Annotated in this window: 10 protein-coding genes and 5 pseudogenes; 6 read left to right on the top strand and 9 right to left on the bottom strand. The window is 60.3% G+C overall.

Annotated elements, in window-relative coordinates:
• The 3 genes and pseudogenes from PI87_RS21840 to PI87_RS21850 all read left to right on the top strand — a co-directional run.
• The coding region (locus tag PI87_RS21840) for a hypothetical protein (protein WP_039599834.1) at positions 1-1934 on the top strand (1934 nt) is incomplete at its 5' end.
• Between the two features lie 19 nt (positions 1935-1953).
• Positions 1954-2262, top strand: a pseudogene (locus PI87_RS29950) (helix-turn-helix domain-containing protein); the annotation flags it as partial.
• Positions 2248-2796, top strand: a pseudogene (locus PI87_RS21850) (ATP-binding protein); the annotation flags it as partial. The pseudogenes PI87_RS29950 and PI87_RS21850, both read left to right, overlap by 15 nt.
• Here PI87_RS21850 and PI87_RS29195 read toward each other — a convergent pair.
• Complete coding sequence (locus tag PI87_RS29195) at positions 2702-3424, bottom strand: hypothetical protein (RefSeq protein WP_157003203.1); 723 nt, start codon at positions 3422-3424, stop codon at positions 2702-2704. The pseudogene PI87_RS21850 and the gene PI87_RS29195 overlap by 95 nt on opposite strands.
• 446 nt (positions 3425-3870) lie before the next feature.
• Between PI87_RS29195 and PI87_RS21860 the strand changes: the two genes are divergently transcribed.
• Complete coding sequence (locus PI87_RS21860; protein ID WP_039599836.1) at positions 3871-5607, top strand: hypothetical protein; 1737 nt, start codon at positions 3871-3873, stop codon at positions 5605-5607.
• A 165-nt stretch (positions 5608-5772) separates the two neighbouring features.
• On the opposite strand, the pseudogene PI87_RS21865 reads toward PI87_RS21860, so the two are convergent.
• The 5 genes and pseudogenes from PI87_RS21865 to PI87_RS21890 form a co-directional block, all read right to left on the bottom strand.
• Positions 5773-6243: pseudogene (locus tag PI87_RS21865) on the bottom strand (IS3 family transposase); the annotation flags it as partial.
• Between the two features lie 79 nt (positions 6244-6322).
• Entirely contained in the window at positions 6323-7564 is a 1242-nt protein-coding gene (gene ltrA, locus PI87_RS21870) for a group II intron reverse transcriptase/maturase (protein WP_039599837.1), read from the bottom strand.
• Positions 7565-8078: 514 nt separating this feature from the next.
• Positions 8079-8712 (bottom strand): annotated as a pseudogene (locus PI87_RS28720) (IS3 family transposase); the annotation flags it as partial.
• A 180-nt stretch (positions 8713-8892) separates the two neighbouring features.
• Positions 8893-9159: a hypothetical protein gene (locus tag PI87_RS21885; RefSeq protein ID WP_039599839.1), complete on the bottom strand. Its 267-nt coding sequence runs from the start codon at positions 9157-9159 to the stop codon at positions 8893-8895.
• A gap of 358 nt (positions 9160-9517) precedes the next feature.
• Positions 9518-9787: pseudogene (locus tag PI87_RS21890) on the bottom strand (IS3 family transposase); the annotation flags it as partial.
• Positions 9788-10349: 562 nt separating this feature from the next.
• Here PI87_RS21890 and xopAG point away from each other — a divergent pair.
• Both xopAG and PI87_RS21900 read left to right on the top strand, forming a co-directional pair.
• Positions 10350-11678, top strand: coding sequence for a XopAG/AvrGf1 family type III secretion system effector (xopAG, locus tag PI87_RS21895; RefSeq protein ID WP_198139605.1), 1329 nt, complete (start codon positions 10350-10352; stop codon positions 11676-11678).
• A gap of 327 nt (positions 11679-12005) precedes the next feature.
• Positions 12006-12452 (top strand): VirK family protein, encoded by a 447-nt coding sequence (locus PI87_RS21900; RefSeq protein WP_039599840.1) that lies wholly within the window; start codon positions 12006-12008, stop codon positions 12450-12452.
• A 147-nt stretch (positions 12453-12599) separates the two neighbouring features.
• On the opposite strand, the gene PI87_RS21905 is transcribed toward PI87_RS21900, so the two are convergent.
• The 3 genes from PI87_RS21905 to PI87_RS21910 all read right to left on the bottom strand — a co-directional run bounded on the left by PI87_RS21905 (position 12600) and on the right by PI87_RS21910 (position 15955).
• Positions 12600-13709: an LPD7 domain-containing protein gene (locus PI87_RS21905; protein ID WP_052321684.1), complete on the bottom strand. Its 1110-nt coding sequence runs from the start codon at positions 13707-13709 to the stop codon at positions 12600-12602.
• Positions 13710-13748: 39 nt separating this feature from the next.
• On the bottom strand, positions 13749-13901 hold the full coding sequence (locus tag PI87_RS29200) for a hypothetical protein (protein ID WP_157003204.1): 153 nt from the start codon (positions 13899-13901) through the stop codon (positions 13749-13751).
• Between the two features lie 98 nt (positions 13902-13999).
• Positions 14000-15955 carry a ParB/RepB/Spo0J family partition protein gene (locus PI87_RS21910; protein ID WP_052321685.1) on the bottom strand — a complete coding sequence of 652 codons (1956 nt, stop codon included), beginning with the start codon at positions 15953-15955 and terminating at the stop codon, positions 14000-14002.
• Between the last annotated feature and the right edge of the window lie 172 nt (positions 15956-16127).

Raw genomic sequence — 16127 nt, forward strand, 5'->3', positions numbered from 1 at the left:
GAAAACGAGGCAGGGTCAAATATCATGCCGACAGAGAGCACACGGACGACGAGCTCGTGGCCGAAGCACTGGCATTCAGGGACCGTCTACTGCCTCCCGCACTCGACGATGATGGTCCCAAGTTGATGGGCCGCCGCGACGAGGCGGATGCGCCGTCGACGGACGAAATAGTGGCTGAGGCGCTGGATGTCGTGGATCAAGTGCTGTCGCGGACTGCCGGCCACGAAGTCGCTCAGCCGCATAGCCAGAGCCATGAAACCTATTCGGCCATGCGGATGGCTCATTTCCGCACGATGGCAAACCTGATCACCGGCTTGATGATGCAGGGCCGCATCGTGCTGAGTGACGAAGATGTGCATCAGATCGGCTTGCTGAAAACCGCTATCCGGCAGATGCTGCAGCATGCGCAAGGCGACCTGCCGTGCCCACCACAGCGTCAGGCGCTGCATCACCGCATACTGACCCGTGCGGGCGACAATCCTGATCCTGTAAGTGTGCGCATCGACGAACGTCTGAAGACTTTTGAACTGGCGTATACGGAGCATAGTGCGCGGCGCGCCCTTATCTCCGTGCTGCAAAGTTGCTTGCCCGCCGTATTGGAAGAGGTGCGGAACGTTGGCACGCTGTTCCAATTGGCGCAGGATTTGGTGGCTGAGCTTCGCCATACCCTGGGACCCAAGGCCATCGTCACATCCGCAGCTTTCGCGCAAACACAAACGCAAGCTCTGCAGTCGATCCAACGCGAGTTGCAGTTGGCAGGTGCGGAGTCCGAACTGCAGAAAGACCTTTTGCAGACGCTGGGCTTGGCCGCCACGGAATTAGGGCAGGCCAAGGTACGCGGTCTGCACGGGGGGCTCAACCATGCAGCGCGTGGTCTGCTGAGTCACCACGTGGTTCAACGGGCCGGCGGCGACCCCCGGCCCCGTACAGAGCAGGTCCGCGCCTCCCTTGAGCCACACCTTGGTCAATTCTTATCTTTCGGTCACTCGGGCCAGCCCGTTAATGCGACGCTAAAGGACGACGCGCCGGGATATCTTTCCGAAGCCGATTTCGAGCAACGGCTGAGCGAACTTCTGCATATCAAGAAGCCGAAGTTGGTTGCGCAGGAGATCGGCCAAGCGGTTGACGGGAGCGCGGACTACGAGCGAAGCCAGGTAAACGGGCAAGATGCCGTAAGCTTGAAGCCGCGCGCACTTGACCGCTTGGCCGCGCTTAGTCAAACCAGCGCGCTGGCGTCCACGCCCGAGGAGAAGGCGGCTCACAAGTCGCTGCTGCATTGCTTGGCACTGGCCGCCCATGACCTGCCGCACAGAGTGCTCGATACGATTCTCGACATCCGCCACGACCCGGACAGCGGCCATGTGCATGTCAAAGCCAAAGACAAATGGGCACAGAGTCATCCCGACGAACTGCTCGGTCATCTCAATCTGCAGTTGCGTACGCACCGCGCTGCAGGCGATCACACGGCGGTTGCGTTACTGGAAAGCGCGCTACGAGGCAACGTACACCTGGAAGCCAGACACGACGCGCATGATCACTTGCTACATGTCCGGCGACACAGCGCACCGTCGCTGCCCGACGCCCCAGCGCGCGAGCGCCTAGCCGACATAGCGACGAAGACTCAGCGGGCCATCTATACAGCAATTCTTAAGCTATCGCTGCTGCAAAGTTTCGATGGCCTCATCAAGGCGCGCGTTGCGTCGAGCGACGAGTCCGTGCCTTGGCATCGCGAATTGCGACAGGCCAAGGACGAGTTATTGGTTGAGACCCTTGAAGACTTGATGGCTTCGGCCACGCCTGAGCAGATGCTCCAGCAAGTGGCGAAGGCGCAAATTCGACACGACGCATTGTGGCGCGACACCTGGAAGTGCCCGAACGGTGGGCGCACCGGTAGTGTCTTGAAAGACCTACGCGCAGCCGTCGAAAGGTTTTGATGGGCGTTGTTGCATGGAAATGGTGCCAGACGAAGCGGCCCCTTCGAGGATCACCATGGACATGATCGGAAGGATCCGGCGGCTGCACAGCCAGGGCAACAAGAGCGAGCGTGAGATTGCCAGGCTGACGGGCCTGTCGCGCAGCACGGTGGCCAAGTGGCTGCACGCGCCGGTAGAGACGGCGCCGAAGTACCAGCGCAAGGCGAGCACGAGCAAGCTCGAGCCGTTCCACTAGACCTTGAAGCTGGCGTTGCGCGCCGATGCACGGCGGCCGGTGGCGGCCCGGCGCACGGCCAAGGCGCTGTTTGCCGAGATCAAGGTGGCTGGCCCGGGCACAGACAAGACGCACTTGGCGACGGCCATCGGCGTGCAGGCCATCGAGCACCATCATCGTCGTGCCCGGTGCTTCTCCACGATCGAACTGGTCAATGCGCTCGAAATCGAGAAGGCTGGCGGCAAAGCCGGGCAGATAGCGCACAAGCTGATGTACGCCGACCTCGTCGTCCTTGATGACCTCGGATACCTGCCGTTCAGCGCCTCCGGCGGCGCGCTGCTGTTCCACCTGCTGTCCAAGCTCTACGAGCGCACCAGCGTCATCATCACCACGAACCTGAGCTTCAGCGAGTGGGCCAGCGTCTTCGGCGATGCGAAGATGACCACTGCCATGCTCGACCGACTCACGCACCACTGTCATATCCTCGAGACCGGCAACGACAGCTACCGCTTCAAGAACAGCTCTGCACCCCCATCAACACATTCGGGCCTGATCAATAATCCAGAGCCACGTCAGACCATTGGCGTTCCGAACAAAGAGGTACCCGACGGCGAACCGCTCCAACCCCGCTACATCGTACGCAATTGATACTGATCGCAGTGCCTGCGACGTACACCTTGCAGCCGGCGGTCTGGCATGTGATGTTGGAATACGTCGAGTCCGCATCCGTCAAACTGGTCAGGTAGGACGTTCCCGTCACGATCCACTTGCTGGTGCTGTCGAGCGTCAGCGTCACCGAGCGGCCGGTATCGGCCGTATTGATGGCGCCGGTCAGTTGCGACGCGGCGGCGCTGCTCGTCTTCAATATCAGCGCCGCGGTGCTCACCGAGTCGACGATGACGTCGCCGGTCAATGTTTCGCCGTAGGCGTTGAAAGTAGTTGTTCCACCGGCGTAGTTCCAGTCCGTATTGAGGGCGGACAGCAGCAGCGTCGGGCAGCTATTCGTGACGGTGACGTCGGTCAGCGTGATGTGCGCCACCTGGTTGGCGACGGCGAAGGCGGCGCAGTTTGCCGTCGCCGTGGACGACGAGTCCGTGGTGTCCTTGTACGTGAATGACCCGTCTGTCATCACGAAGCAGGCGCCTGTGCCGCAGTCGCTGTTGGTGGCGTCGCCCGAAGCGCTTTGATAGAGGAAGATGCCGCGGTGCTCCGAAGTGCTGGAGACCGCGCTGAGCGTGCTGCCGGTGAGCGTGAGCTGGTTGCTGCCTTCGACCACGACGACCTCCGCGTTGGTCGTGGAGAAAGTCGCATCGGTTAGTCGCGCTGATCGTTGTTCAGTTGCGTCAAGTCTTGGAAATCACAGCCCGGCCAGCACTGGCACCAGAAAACACGAGACTTCGCATCTCGGCACACAGCTTCGCTGCCGCCCCGACATGCCGACACACAGCCTGTCCACACTCCCGCAAATCGAACAACAACGACTTGAGCTTCATGACCCATCTTCGCAATGCTGGCGGCCCAATGGGATACAACACGCAAGCGAACGTAGCCAACACGGCGGAACGACCGCACACGAAGGCTGATCAAGCCTCGACGGCACGACAGGAAACAAGGTCCTCGTCCCGAAGCCGGTCACCCGCGCTGAACGGGCTTTCCTCACGGGCAGCAACCGCTTCGTCGCGCGCAAGCCAAGCGCCAGCCTCTGCGCCTCGCATTAGCGCCATGCCCGCCCCCGGGTCGGTTGAGGCCGAGGAGATGATCCAGGAATTGCTGGCCCAACCCGGCGAGATCGCGTTCGCAGCCTTGCATGCGGACGAGCAGCGCGTGATCCCGGACGCAGACAGAAGCGTGTTTGACGCCTCGCCCTCCCCCGGGCTGGTTGAGGCCGCGGAGATGATCCAGGAATTGCTGGCCCAACCCGGCGAGATCGCGTTCGCAGCCTTGCATGCGGGCAAGCGGCCCGTGATCCCGGACGCGGACAGAAGCGCGATTAGAAAGTTTATCGAATCGGCGTGCGCCGGACAAAGCAACAAGGGCACCGTAAGCGCGTACGCTAGCGCACTTACGGCATTCAGTGCATGGCTATACAGCCAAGGCAAGCCCGCGATGGCGGACCGGCTTCGCGAGGCCCGCCTGGCAACGGATATAGACACCTTTATCCAGCAGGGTGGTTGCCCAAGAACCCGCGCAGCCGTCAAGCAATTGCACCAAGCGGTCACGTGGGCGAGGTTGGGAGCGATTTCCATCCCGGCAAGGAAGCTGCCCGACATCCCTGCGCGGGATGAACGGCTCCTCATACAATTCAAGGCGTGGGCAAAGGCAGGCAATAACAAGCCGCGAACGGTGACGGACTACACCCGCGCCTTGGTCCGATTCAGCGCCGCGCTTGCCCAGCAGGGCAAGGAAGGGCTGGCCACCCGCCCCCTTAGCCCTCGACTAGACCGGGAAATCGCACAACTCGCCCCCGATAAACGCGACCTTGCCTCACCGGCGCTACGGCACCTTCGCCAGATGGTCAATCACTCGGATGCCAGCCCCTTCGCATTACATAAGTCTAAAGACCCGATTCCCGGCGCAGACGCTCAGCTCATCTGTCAGTATCGGGAAGCCGCCAAGGGGGGGGGCGCCGCAGAGCGGACCGCGAACCGCTACGCCGCAGGGCAGCATCAATTCAGCCGTTGGCTGCACGAACAAGGCAAGGAAGGTTTGGCAGTCAGGCCGGGCAGCCCTCGCCTGGATGATGATATGAGCACCTTCATTGAGGGCGGCGGCAACAAGGTAAACCGGGCAGCCCTGATGCATCTCCGCAAAGTGCTGCTTGGCCAAGCCCCTGTCAAGACGAACCGCCGCAGGAAGCGGCGCGCGCCGGAAGCCAGCACGTCAGGCACACCGCCTGCCGACGCACCCGCGCAGCAACGTGCAAGGTTGGAAAAGGAAAACGGAAAGGGAAAGGGCACGCTCAGGCAACGCAGCGTGCCCGAGGCAGACGCGAAGCTCATTGAGCAATACCGGAACGCAGCCAAGCAGGCCAGCCACAACAAGAACACCGTGTACTTCTATGTCAGGCAACTGCGCGATTTCAGCGACTGGCTCGCCAAGCAAGACAAGGCAGGCTTGGCGGTCAGGCCGGGCAGCTCTAGTCTGAATGAGGATATGAGTGCGTTCATTGCAGGCGGCGGCAGCACGAAGAGCCGCGGCGCACTAAAAAATTTGCGCCGGATGTTGAAGATTGACGCACCACCACCAGAGCCTGAGACCGACACAGGCAGTATGTCGCATCATCATGCAACTGAGACGGCCACGGAGACACTACTTGACGCCACGCAGATCGCTGCCGCGTTGCCCTGCTTGCGTGATCACCCGCCCCCCCAGGGCACACTGCCGGCTGTGCACATGCCTGCCCAAGCCGGGGTGATCGAAGCGGAGACGCTCGGCGGCCAGAGGCGCCTACCGCTGTAAACAATTCGGTTAGCTGCCTTCTTGCCGGGGAACCAGGCAATAGCTGCTGCTGTGATCGCCCGAGAACACGTGTGCAACGCGCGTTACGAGTAACGATAAATCGGTGCAACGGCGCAATGGCTGACGCTGCTGAACGTGGCTTGCAAATGAATCGCCCCGTTTTTTCTAGACACCCATGAACCGTTGGGAATGGCATTGCTCGAACTCTACCGGTGATAGTCCGTTGGCGCTCGAATGACGCCGTGTTGGGTTGTAGAACATCTCGATGTAGTTGAAGACATCGGACTTGGCCTGCTGTCGGGTGGCATAGATTTGCCGACGCACTCGCTCGCGCTAGAGCAACTGGAAGAAGCTCTCAGCCACGGCGTTGTCGTGGCAGTTGCCGCGCCGGCTCATGCTGCATGGCAGGTTGTGCTTGCGCAGGAAGCTTTGCCAGGTGTGGCCGGTGAACTGGCACCTCTGATCCGAGTGAATCAGCACCTGCTAGTGCGGGCGGCGTCGCCATAGCGCCATCAGCAGAGCATCCAGCGCCAACTGAGTATCGATGCGCTGCCCCATGGACCAGCCCACAACCATGCGTGACCACAGATCGATGACCACGCTCAGGTACAGCCAGCCTTCGTGCGTGCGGATATAGGGGTGAGTAGGCCGGGGGAATTTCACCCCAAGCCCCTCGCAGAACCGGACGTGAGCCTCTCGACTCATCCGGCTCCCATCATCCAACCGCAGGAAGACATCCCATTCCCCAATGCACGAAGGCCGTCGGGAATTGACGCGCAAGCCGCCCGAGGGCGTGTCTCGCCCGCGTTTTATGGCGAGCAAGAGTCTTGTACTTGCGCATCATCCAGCGCACCAGGTAGTCATTCATGTGTTTCCAGATCATCGACATCGCCGATCCATGGAAGCGGCCGTAGTACTGCTGCCCCCCCCTCAGAATCGGGTTGAACATCGCCGCCAGATCACCCAATTCACGGTCGCACATCAGTTGCAGATGCCATCCCCGGATGGTCTGCCGCATCGCCTTGAGGGCATCACGGCTGACCGCCGGGGCGATGTTCACGTAGACCCGCTGATACTTGTCCACCGCTTTGCGCGGCCGGAAGGTGTATCCCAGGAAGGTGAACTGCACATCAGGATGTGCTTCCCGCCGATTGACGTCCTGGCAGTAGACGATCTTTGTCTTGCCCGGATGCAATTCGAGCCCACACTCGCGGAACCGCTCGCCGATTCTATCTAACGCGAGCTTGGCCTGAGCCAAGCTCTTGCAATGGACCACCCCGTCATCGGCATAGCGGCAGAACCGTACGCTTCTGAGATTGCGGGCGACCCAGACATCAAAGGCGTAGTGCAAGAACAGGTTGGCCAGCAACGGGCTGACCACGCCGCCTTGCGGCGTGCCGCGCGTCCGTTCCAGGAGTTCCCCGTCCGCGGTCTGCATTGGCGCTTTCAGCCAGCGTTCCACGTACAGGAGAATCCATGGGGTCTGGCAGTGCTTCTTGAGCGCGCGCATGAGCAGATCGTGGTCGATATTGTCGAAGAGACCCTTGATATCGAATTCCACGACCGAGTCGTAGTCCCAGCTTCGCCGTCTTACCAAGGCAATCGCATCGTGGGCAGAACGCCCAGGCCGATAGCCATAGGAGTTTGGATGGAACATCGGGTCGATCTGCGGCTCCAGCAGGAGCTTGACCGCCGTCTGCGCCACCCGGTCGGCAACCGTGGGCACGCCTAACATACGCACACCACCCGACTTCTTCGGAATCGGCACTCCTTTGACCGGCGGCGGGAAGTAGCTGCCGGAACAGAGTCGATTCCAAAGCTTGTACAGGTTGTCGCCCAAGCAACTCTCGAATTGCTCGATCGATTCACGATCAACGCCTGCGCCGCCGCCGTTCGCTTTGACACATTGGAATGCCTTCCAGATTAACGCTTTGGGAATGTCAAACGGTTTGGTCATGAGACCGTGCTCCTCCTGCTCACGCAGTTGACACGAACCCAGACCGGGATGACGCAGCCCCTTCGCTCCACCGCCATTACAGCGGCTTCAACGCTACTACGAGCTGCTCCGCCCCTTGGTGGCGCATCGCTACTCTCGGCCTCGCCTTTCGGGCTTGTGCCTTTCGCTTGGCATCGCCACCGAAGGTTCCCGCAGTTCAACATAAGAGCCCGAATCAGGCTGACGCTGCCTCTATGCCGGACACCGCCTGGCCCGTAAGCAGGTAACGGCCAGACTGATCCCGGGGCAACATCACTCCCCGGTTTTGATGTCATCTGAGTACTTTCGACACTTGAACGGCAGGTCACGGTTGTTCGTCTTCCATGATCCATACCTGACGCCTTCACGACGCCTTTTCCATGACGCTCACGACCGGGGCTTTTGACCCAAGCCGCTCATGGTGGTTTGCCACCTGCTCCTGCAAGCCGATGGCGAGGGGCCATACCCTCATCTCCTACGCCGCTTGCTGCGGCACACTGATGTCGGTCACCCAGGACTGGTTCGGGCCGTTGACTGTGAACTGCCGCTGCAGGTGATTGGGCGCGACCACTGCCGGTTTGCCGGCACGCCCAGCAGGGCGTCGACGGTAGCCTGATTGCGAACGCAGTCCCTCGGCCTTGAGCAGCCTCGCCACACGGTGCTTGCCGCAGTTCTCGCCCAAATCGCGCATGTCCAGGGTGAGCTTGCGATAGCCATAGACGCCGCCGCTCTCCAGCCAGGTCTGCTTGAGTAAGCCCAGCAGGCGCTGATCGTCCTTCGCGCGTGGGCTCAAGGGTTGTGCTAACCACTGGGATGCACCGACATCGCCTTGCACAGACGGCGCACGCTGTATTGACCCGCGTGCACCTTGATGAAGGCGTACCTCACCCGGACTGCTTGGCAAAGTACGCTGTGGCCTTTTTTAAGATGTCGCGCTCCTCGGTCACCCGTTTGAGCTCGGCCTTGAGCCTGCGTACCTCGTCGGATTGCGATACCTTCCCTTGGGTCTGCGCCACGGGTTGGCGTCGTTGTTTGATCCACTGATACAGGCTGTGTTGACTCACTCCCAGCCGCTGCGCGACCTCGGCAACGCTGTGGCCTCTGTCCAGGACCTGATTGACCGCCTCGATCTTGAATTCCTCGGTGTATCTCCGCGCGCTCTTCGCACCTCCTGTCTAACCTCTAGTTTGAGGCTCACAGGTGTCTACTGGGGCCGAGGCGATTCACTCGCCAATCGCATGCTTACCATGGACGTCGATCAGGCTGTTACTCTGTTCAACGTCGTTCAGCTATGCATCTTGCATGGGCTTTTAGGCGCTTCGCCAACGCTCTGCCATTAGCCCCATTTGTTGAACAAGTTCTTGGTTTGACATCTGCGTTTCGTGCTCAGTGCCTTCGGTGCTATCGCCACTCAATTTCATCTTGATCCGCGCATCCGCCTGATCGAGTAGTGCATTCGTATTGCCCTTAAGCTTCTTCAGCCCGGGCAACGCTGGCTGGCGCGCTTGGCTTCTCGCTTTCGTCAGTTGCGTGGATGCCTTCTGAAGCTCTTCGAGCGAACTAGAACGTTGAAACACCGGCGTAGAAGAAGCTCCGCTTGCACCGCCTATGCAATTTCCCATTTTTCAATCCCGTAAGTCGTAAGAGTGGAAATTCTTACCGACACTGGGTCATACAGCGCGGCGCATATCGAAGTTTTTGAGACTATTCCGAATGCAGGCGGAGAGTGATGCGCTCGAAAGGTACACGGCCTTCAACTCTATTGAACCAGAGCGGCGGCCGACTTCTCCTCGTGACACCCGAGTGAATGTGGCTCCAGCTTTTGGCCAGCTTCAGCGAGCGCATACAGAATCGCCTTTGCTATGGTTGCAGAAGCGAGCTTGCGACCGCATGACTGCGGCACTATGGGCTGCTGCCGGCTCGCTGGACACCAACCTAAGCTTCGCGAGCTCTTTCGAACGCTATCGGACTGACATACCCGAGCGTTGAATGTCGGCGCATCGGGTTGTAGAACCGCTCAATGTAATCGAACACGTCCGACCTGGCCTCCTCTCGCCTGCGGTACACCTTGCGCGCCGTGCGCTCGGTCTTGAGGCTACTGAAGAAGCTCTCCCTCGCCGAGTTGTCCCAGACCTCGCCGGCGCGGCTCATACTGCAAGTGATGCCTTGCTCGGCCAGCAGACGCTGGAAGTGCTCGCTGGTGTAGGAGACGGCCCTTTGAATGAAGGTATTTTCCGAAAATCTTCGGCGACGCCCCATTCCAGTCACAATTGAATTTCTCACCAAAACGAAGCTAGCTTTTTCGCATTTGAAAATCATAATTCGCCAAACAAATAACCCCATCCACCACAATCAATATAATTAGAATTTATCCAAATAAGATTAATTATCATATGCATATAGTTTTAATATTCATTTCATTGTTAAATATTCGCAATTCAGCCACGCGCCAACCTGAAATGACCAGATGGCTGTTGTCAACAGTCCGTCAGGCGAATGAACGGGAAGCCTCGTACTCCATCACCATTATTAATAACGATAGAAAATGCGCATAAAAAATAGTCAGTTGAAGACGATGCTACAGGCGGCGCAGCGGACTGCGACTGATATCGCACCACAAAGTTCGCCGGCTACGCCGCACAAGGCTAAAGCGAATACGACTGCATTGCGCAGTTTTCGGGCATCTCGACAGGTGACTTCCGGTCTTCGTGAATCCAATCAAAGCTCGAAATCTGAGGGTGGAGAGGGCACACGCGGAGTTGGCAATATGCCTGGCTTGGCCTCTCGCGTGGTGAAGTACGCATTTGGGATAGCTGGTGCAGCGTATCTCTACGACAAGACTGCCAATGATTTCTTTCTCTCAACCACATCTTTGCACGATGGCAAAGGTGGATTCACCAGTAACGATAGGCTCAATAAGGCATACGGAACGGCAAAAGACCATTTCCAACGCTACCACAGCAGTAGCCCGGAAGAGCAGAAACTGAGCAATCGGTTCGTCAATCCCATTCGGACCTGCGGCAACAAACAGTTCGTGACCATGACCGACTATCGGGCAGCCACGAAAGTGCACGTCATGCATCTCGTAGACACGGAGAAGGGGCGCCATTCGCTGGTCAAGAGCCTCACGTGCCTCAAGGGCCAACTCGTGAAAGCTGATCATGTTGCCAAATATGATCCACCCCACGTACCGAAGGATCCTGATTTAACGAAGAGCAGCCTATATGACAAGAAGAACAAGTATGCGCTGACAGGCGTTGCCAATGAAGAAACCGGGGCTCGTGGGTACACCTCGCGCTCGATTACCCGACCGTTTGTGCTCAAAGGCTATAAGGACTTCAAAGACGTTTCCGAGACGAAAGGCCTGACACTGCGGCAATGCGTGGAGTCGCTCGAGTCCTTGCTCGAGAAGGACGGCAAGCTTAGCGAAGATGCGCAGTTTGCCGCCGGCCAAGCCATCTTGAACTTCAGGCAAGTCTATGCCGCGGACGAGCACTGGGGGCATGCCGAAAACGTCGTCATGAAGACGCTGGCACAGCATGGTCTTCTGTCGCCGGACGAGACCAACAAGATCGATGAGAGCCTGATGTTCGAAGATCCGTCGAAAAGCGTCTTCAAACGCAATACCAGCGTCATGGGACCGCTGTTGCACAAGCTCGAAGCCCGTTTCCATGAGTTTCGCCTGAAGGATGATCCTGTGGCACTCGATGATCTTAAGCCTATGGCAACCGCAAAAAACATGGAGAACCTGGCCGTAGCTCACTTCAAATTGAACGAGCAGGGTAACGGGTTCGAAGACAGCTCCGGACTTGGAGACTCGTTCACGTGCGCCAATGCTGTGGCGTGCATCAACCACGCGAGACTAATGAGCGGCGAAGAGCGATTGTCCAAAGAGGATGTCGCGGTGCTCATCGGGTGTCTCAACGCAGTATATGACGATGCGAGCGGCAGCAGGCATACGCTTCATGAGATCGCGCGAGGGTGCTTCGCCGGCGCCGGCTATACCGTAGCGGATGCAGATCGGTTCTACGGGAACGTCTGCGAGAAGGCTGCGGAAGAGTTCTATGGCGGAAAAAACCTGGCGCGACATAGCTGATGCTCATAGCGCTCGGAATCTCCTTGCCCGCAGTTTGTGGCTTTGGTGCCTTGACTGGCCCGAGAAAACCAGGGCTGCGCTGACTTTAGATTCCAAGGCTGCAGTGCTCCTTATTCATCGACCGCCTGTGCGCGTGGCAGTGCCTGTAGATGTTTGCGATTATGGGGGCAGCCGGGCATCTCTGAGCAAAATTGAGACTTGGTGGTTAAAGCTTGGCCTTGTCTGATCTACCCTGTTCCTCACCAAGAAAACGAAACGTGCATACCGGCTCGTCAATATCGAAGCCGGGGCTTTCGAGGGGGACTTCCTTTGACTTTTAGCCTACCCATGACCAAGATCGCTTACCAATCCATTGTCTGCGTCGTTGCCTGCGTGCCTGCCTTACCTGTTCTCGCGCAAGGTCCGCTGCTTCCAACCCAGGACCTGCTGGCGGCTGAGCACGCACTTGCTGCCGGTAAGCAACTGAGTGCCACCATCGACCTGACCCGCTGCAACGGGGACACCGGCAATACGCCGGCAGGCACCACTCGCGGTGGATTGACGGTGGGTGCATATCGCATCTTGCCTGACAATACTTTGAGCTTTGCAGACACACACTTCACCGTCAAAAGCGACGGTACGCCAATCACCCAATTCCTGCGCTACACCATCGACACCACAGGCACGGCGCGCTTTTCTTCGTATATTTTCGCCATGCCGGCGTACACGCTGCAGAGCCAGGTTTCTTACACCTGTCAGTTGGGTGACGGAGTAAAGCTGTTCGTTCAGTACTGAGGCAAGCCCCTGTTCGCCCCAGAAAGACCGAGTACATTGAGTGGAAACGGTCAGGATTTCGATCATGTGACGAAGCAAGCTTGCTGCGTTCGATTGGGGCACCAAGCGCCTGAAGCAGCAAGCACGGCGGACGAGAGATGAAGATGCCTAGCGCTCGATGTCACCGCCTGGCTCCGGATCTGAAGGCTGCACGCCTCGATCGGATACGTCGGCGCTACGGCTAGGCGGCAGCGAGTCAGGACCAAATGCCGGCTTTTCGGGTTGCTGGCCAGGTGGTGGTGGCTGACTCGTATCCTGTGACCGACGCGAGGCCAGTTCCTGCAAATCGTCCCGCCGCTCAACGAACAAGCGGTTAATTGCGCCATCAGCAAACTCGACATTGAGCCGCGCCTCCGCCGCCACCCGCGCCGCCTCCATCTGGAATGCCTGCGGCCCCGTCAACTCCAGCACCGGCCCGAACTTCTGTTGCGCCAGGCGCAGGGCGATTTCGATGGCGGCCTGGTCGTTCTGCCACAGGCGCACCGATGCGCCCTGATCGACCAACAACGCATCACCATTGCGCAAGTACTCTACGTCGCCGTTGCGCTGCACCTGGTGCGTAATGACAGGGCCGTCGTAGAGAATCGCATTGGGCTGTACCAACCGCGCTGGCCGGATGGTGAGCCGATCGTCATCCACTGCCGGCGCATCCGTCCGCAGCCGCTGCAGCTCGAACAGCGCTGAGTGGTCACCGCGCTGGCCACGCGCCGCCAGATAGGCCAAGTAACGGTCCTCTTGCGACGGCCGCGCCAACCGCAACGTATCGCGCTCGGCCGTGATCGTGCGGCTCAGCGCCGTTTCCCGCTCCACCCGCGTCATCCGTGCCGTCGACAACGCCGCCTTGACCTGGGCCCGCGACAGCTTTGGATCTTCGCCAATGGCGCTGCGAGCCGCGCGGAACGCCAACCGGATCGCATCGCGCCGCTCGCGCTCACTCTGCAACTGCGCAGCCCACACCGCGCGGTCCGCCTGCCCGAAGCTCGCTCGCCGCAGCATGAACTCGCGCCACAGCGCCGGCGTCGGCTCCGGCCGCTGCGGTGAGGGCGCCTCAATTTCCCGACCGGTCTGCGCCCGGTAGGTCATACGCAGCAGCTGCGCCGCGTCCGCCCACGACAGGTTCAACTCCTTCGTCAAAAAATCCGACACGTTCAAGTTGCGCGTGCCAGCACGGATGCGATCACCACCATCAGCACCCTTGGTGATCGCATACTTGTCCACGATCAGCCCATGCGTGCGCGAGAGCGTATCCAGCAGCCGCTACGCATCCAGGTTGACCTTGATTTCCCGGAACTCAGCGCGCGCGATGTCGCCGCCTGCGGCACGCCGCTCAGACAGATCCCGCGCCAGCTGATCGAGCACACTATCGGCTTCGCGGCCCGTCGACGGGCGCGCCCGATTGTTGAACGGCACCACAATGTCGCCGGCACCGACGGCCGCTGGCCACGACGGCGGAGACTGAAAGTGATGGGGGGAAGCGTCAGCCCTAACGGTTAGGCTGTTAATTGCATTCAATCCGGCACCCGATCGCTCGTGCTCAAACGGCATCGAGCCGATTGCATCAAAGCTCTGGATGTCAGCCAGGCTGCGCGGCCCAGGCCGCTGTCCGATCGGTGCCGGCGTGCCGGCCGCACCCGGTGGCGGCGCAAACTGGTATTGCGTGAACTTGGTGGCCGCCGCCGCGCGCAAGTGCGCCTGCTCGCCAGGGCCACCGGACGATTCAGGTAGGTCGTTTCAAAGTAATGTTGGCTCATTGCTATCAGGTACGCATCGGGCGTCGCACTCCACCAGTCCGCCATGTCCAAGTCCACCGCACGTGCGAGTGCATCCGTGGCATGCTCGCCCGTACGCGACTGGATACCGTCAACGGTGAGTGCCGCGCAGTGGGCCAGCAGCGCGATCAAGTCTTCCTGCGACAACTTCAACAGGCATTCCCACAGCGCTTCCGGCTCACCCGGCAGACGGTCGCCCCACTCTGCCCGTGCAGCATGGATCTGCTGCCATGCGCGTGACTGTTCGACGGTCGAATCGGCTGCGTGCATGGCATACGCCGTGCTCTTGGCGCAGACCTCGACGCCGCTGTCGCAGCGGTAGTACACCTCGGGGGCCAGGTCGGTCACCAGCGTGTAGGCCAGGGCGGCCAGCGCCACGTGGTGGTTCTCCATCAGCACCGCCTGCAAGGCAGCGGTACGCTGCGCCGTCAGCGCGCGAATCAGCTTCTCGGGCATGGCAGGAAGCCTGTTGCCGTTGTCGACCGCCTCCGCGCCGCGCGCCTGTGCGCGAGTCGCCTTAGCAGCGGCCTTGCGGTCCTCTGGGCGGATCACACCCCGGATCACTTCCACGCCATGGGTGCGCAGCGCAACGATGACGCCGACATTGGCCTTGTCCGCCACCGTCTCCAACGCGGCTTCCTGCGCCCTGCCCTCGGTATAGAGGTCGTCAAGCTCTTGCGACAGACGCTGATAGGCGTCGTCTGAGCCCTCTTCTTTCGACAGTTCCAGCGCCTCCACCTGCACCTCGATGGCCTGCTGCCGTGCCTCCAAGGCCTCCATGGCAGCACGCTCGACCTCGGTCGGTTCGCGCAACGTCATGCGCGCACGACCGTAGGCGTTGACGGTCGCATAGCCGGGCTGCACCAGCGCGACTGCCCATGCCCAGCCTTCGGCTTCACGGATTTCCTCGGCCTGCTGTATCAGCCGCTCTTCGGCCAACTGCTGCACCAAGGCCCCATCGATCCAGTGTGCGCCGTGGTCGGCAAACAGGTCGACCTGCTCGCTGCCGCCCGCTGCCAGATAGGCATCGCGTCCGACGAACGTCGCCAGCAACGAGTCGGAGGCGATGGACGTTTCGCCCAGCAGCGCACTGCGCAGTTCGGATGGAGCGCGGCGGTGATACGGGCGCTCATTCCACACCTGCAGCGCGGCGTGATCGTCGCTCACCGTCAGCGCCATCAACTGTTCAAGCGACATATCGCCTTCGCGGTACAGCGCGATCAACGCGGGCGCGACCTTGGCGAGCTTTAACCGCCGCTGCACCACGGCCACCGACACGCCAAAATGCGCCGCCACGGTTTCCACACCGGCACCCTCGTCCACCATACGACGGAAGAATTGGTACTCGTCGGCGGGGTGCATGGGCTGGTGCGTATTCTCGACCGCCGATAGCTCGACGGCGTTCTCATCGGCTACGATGCGCACCGGCACGTCATAGTCCGCGTCGATCTTGCCTTCGTCGCGCAGCAGCCGCAGCGCCGCAAAGCGGCGGCGGCCTGCGGCCACGGCATACATTGCCTTCTTACTTCTGCCCTTGGGTTTCACTTCGGTGACGAGCAGCGGATACAGCAGGCCATGCGCCGCAATGGTGGCGGCAAGGCTGCGCACCTTGTTGTCATCGAGCACGCCTTTGCGAACGTTGGCCTCGGATTCGACCAGTCGGGCCAGCGGTACGGTGTTCACATGTTCTTGCATGATGGATTCCAAAAAGGGTTGTCGTGCTACCGGGCTCCCAGATTCGGAGCCCCCTCGCGGGCAGGCTGGTCGGGCGGTGCGGCGGCCTGTCAGCCTTGCCGCCGTTCTCCCGAGTTCGTCGCCCTGGAACCCAAGGAGGCGGCGCAGGCCAGGCGGACAAGGGCGCGCTTTG

Source organism: Ralstonia sp. A12 (assembly GCF_000801955.1).
Lineage (GTDB): Bacteria > Pseudomonadota > Gammaproteobacteria > Burkholderiales > Burkholderiaceae > Ralstonia.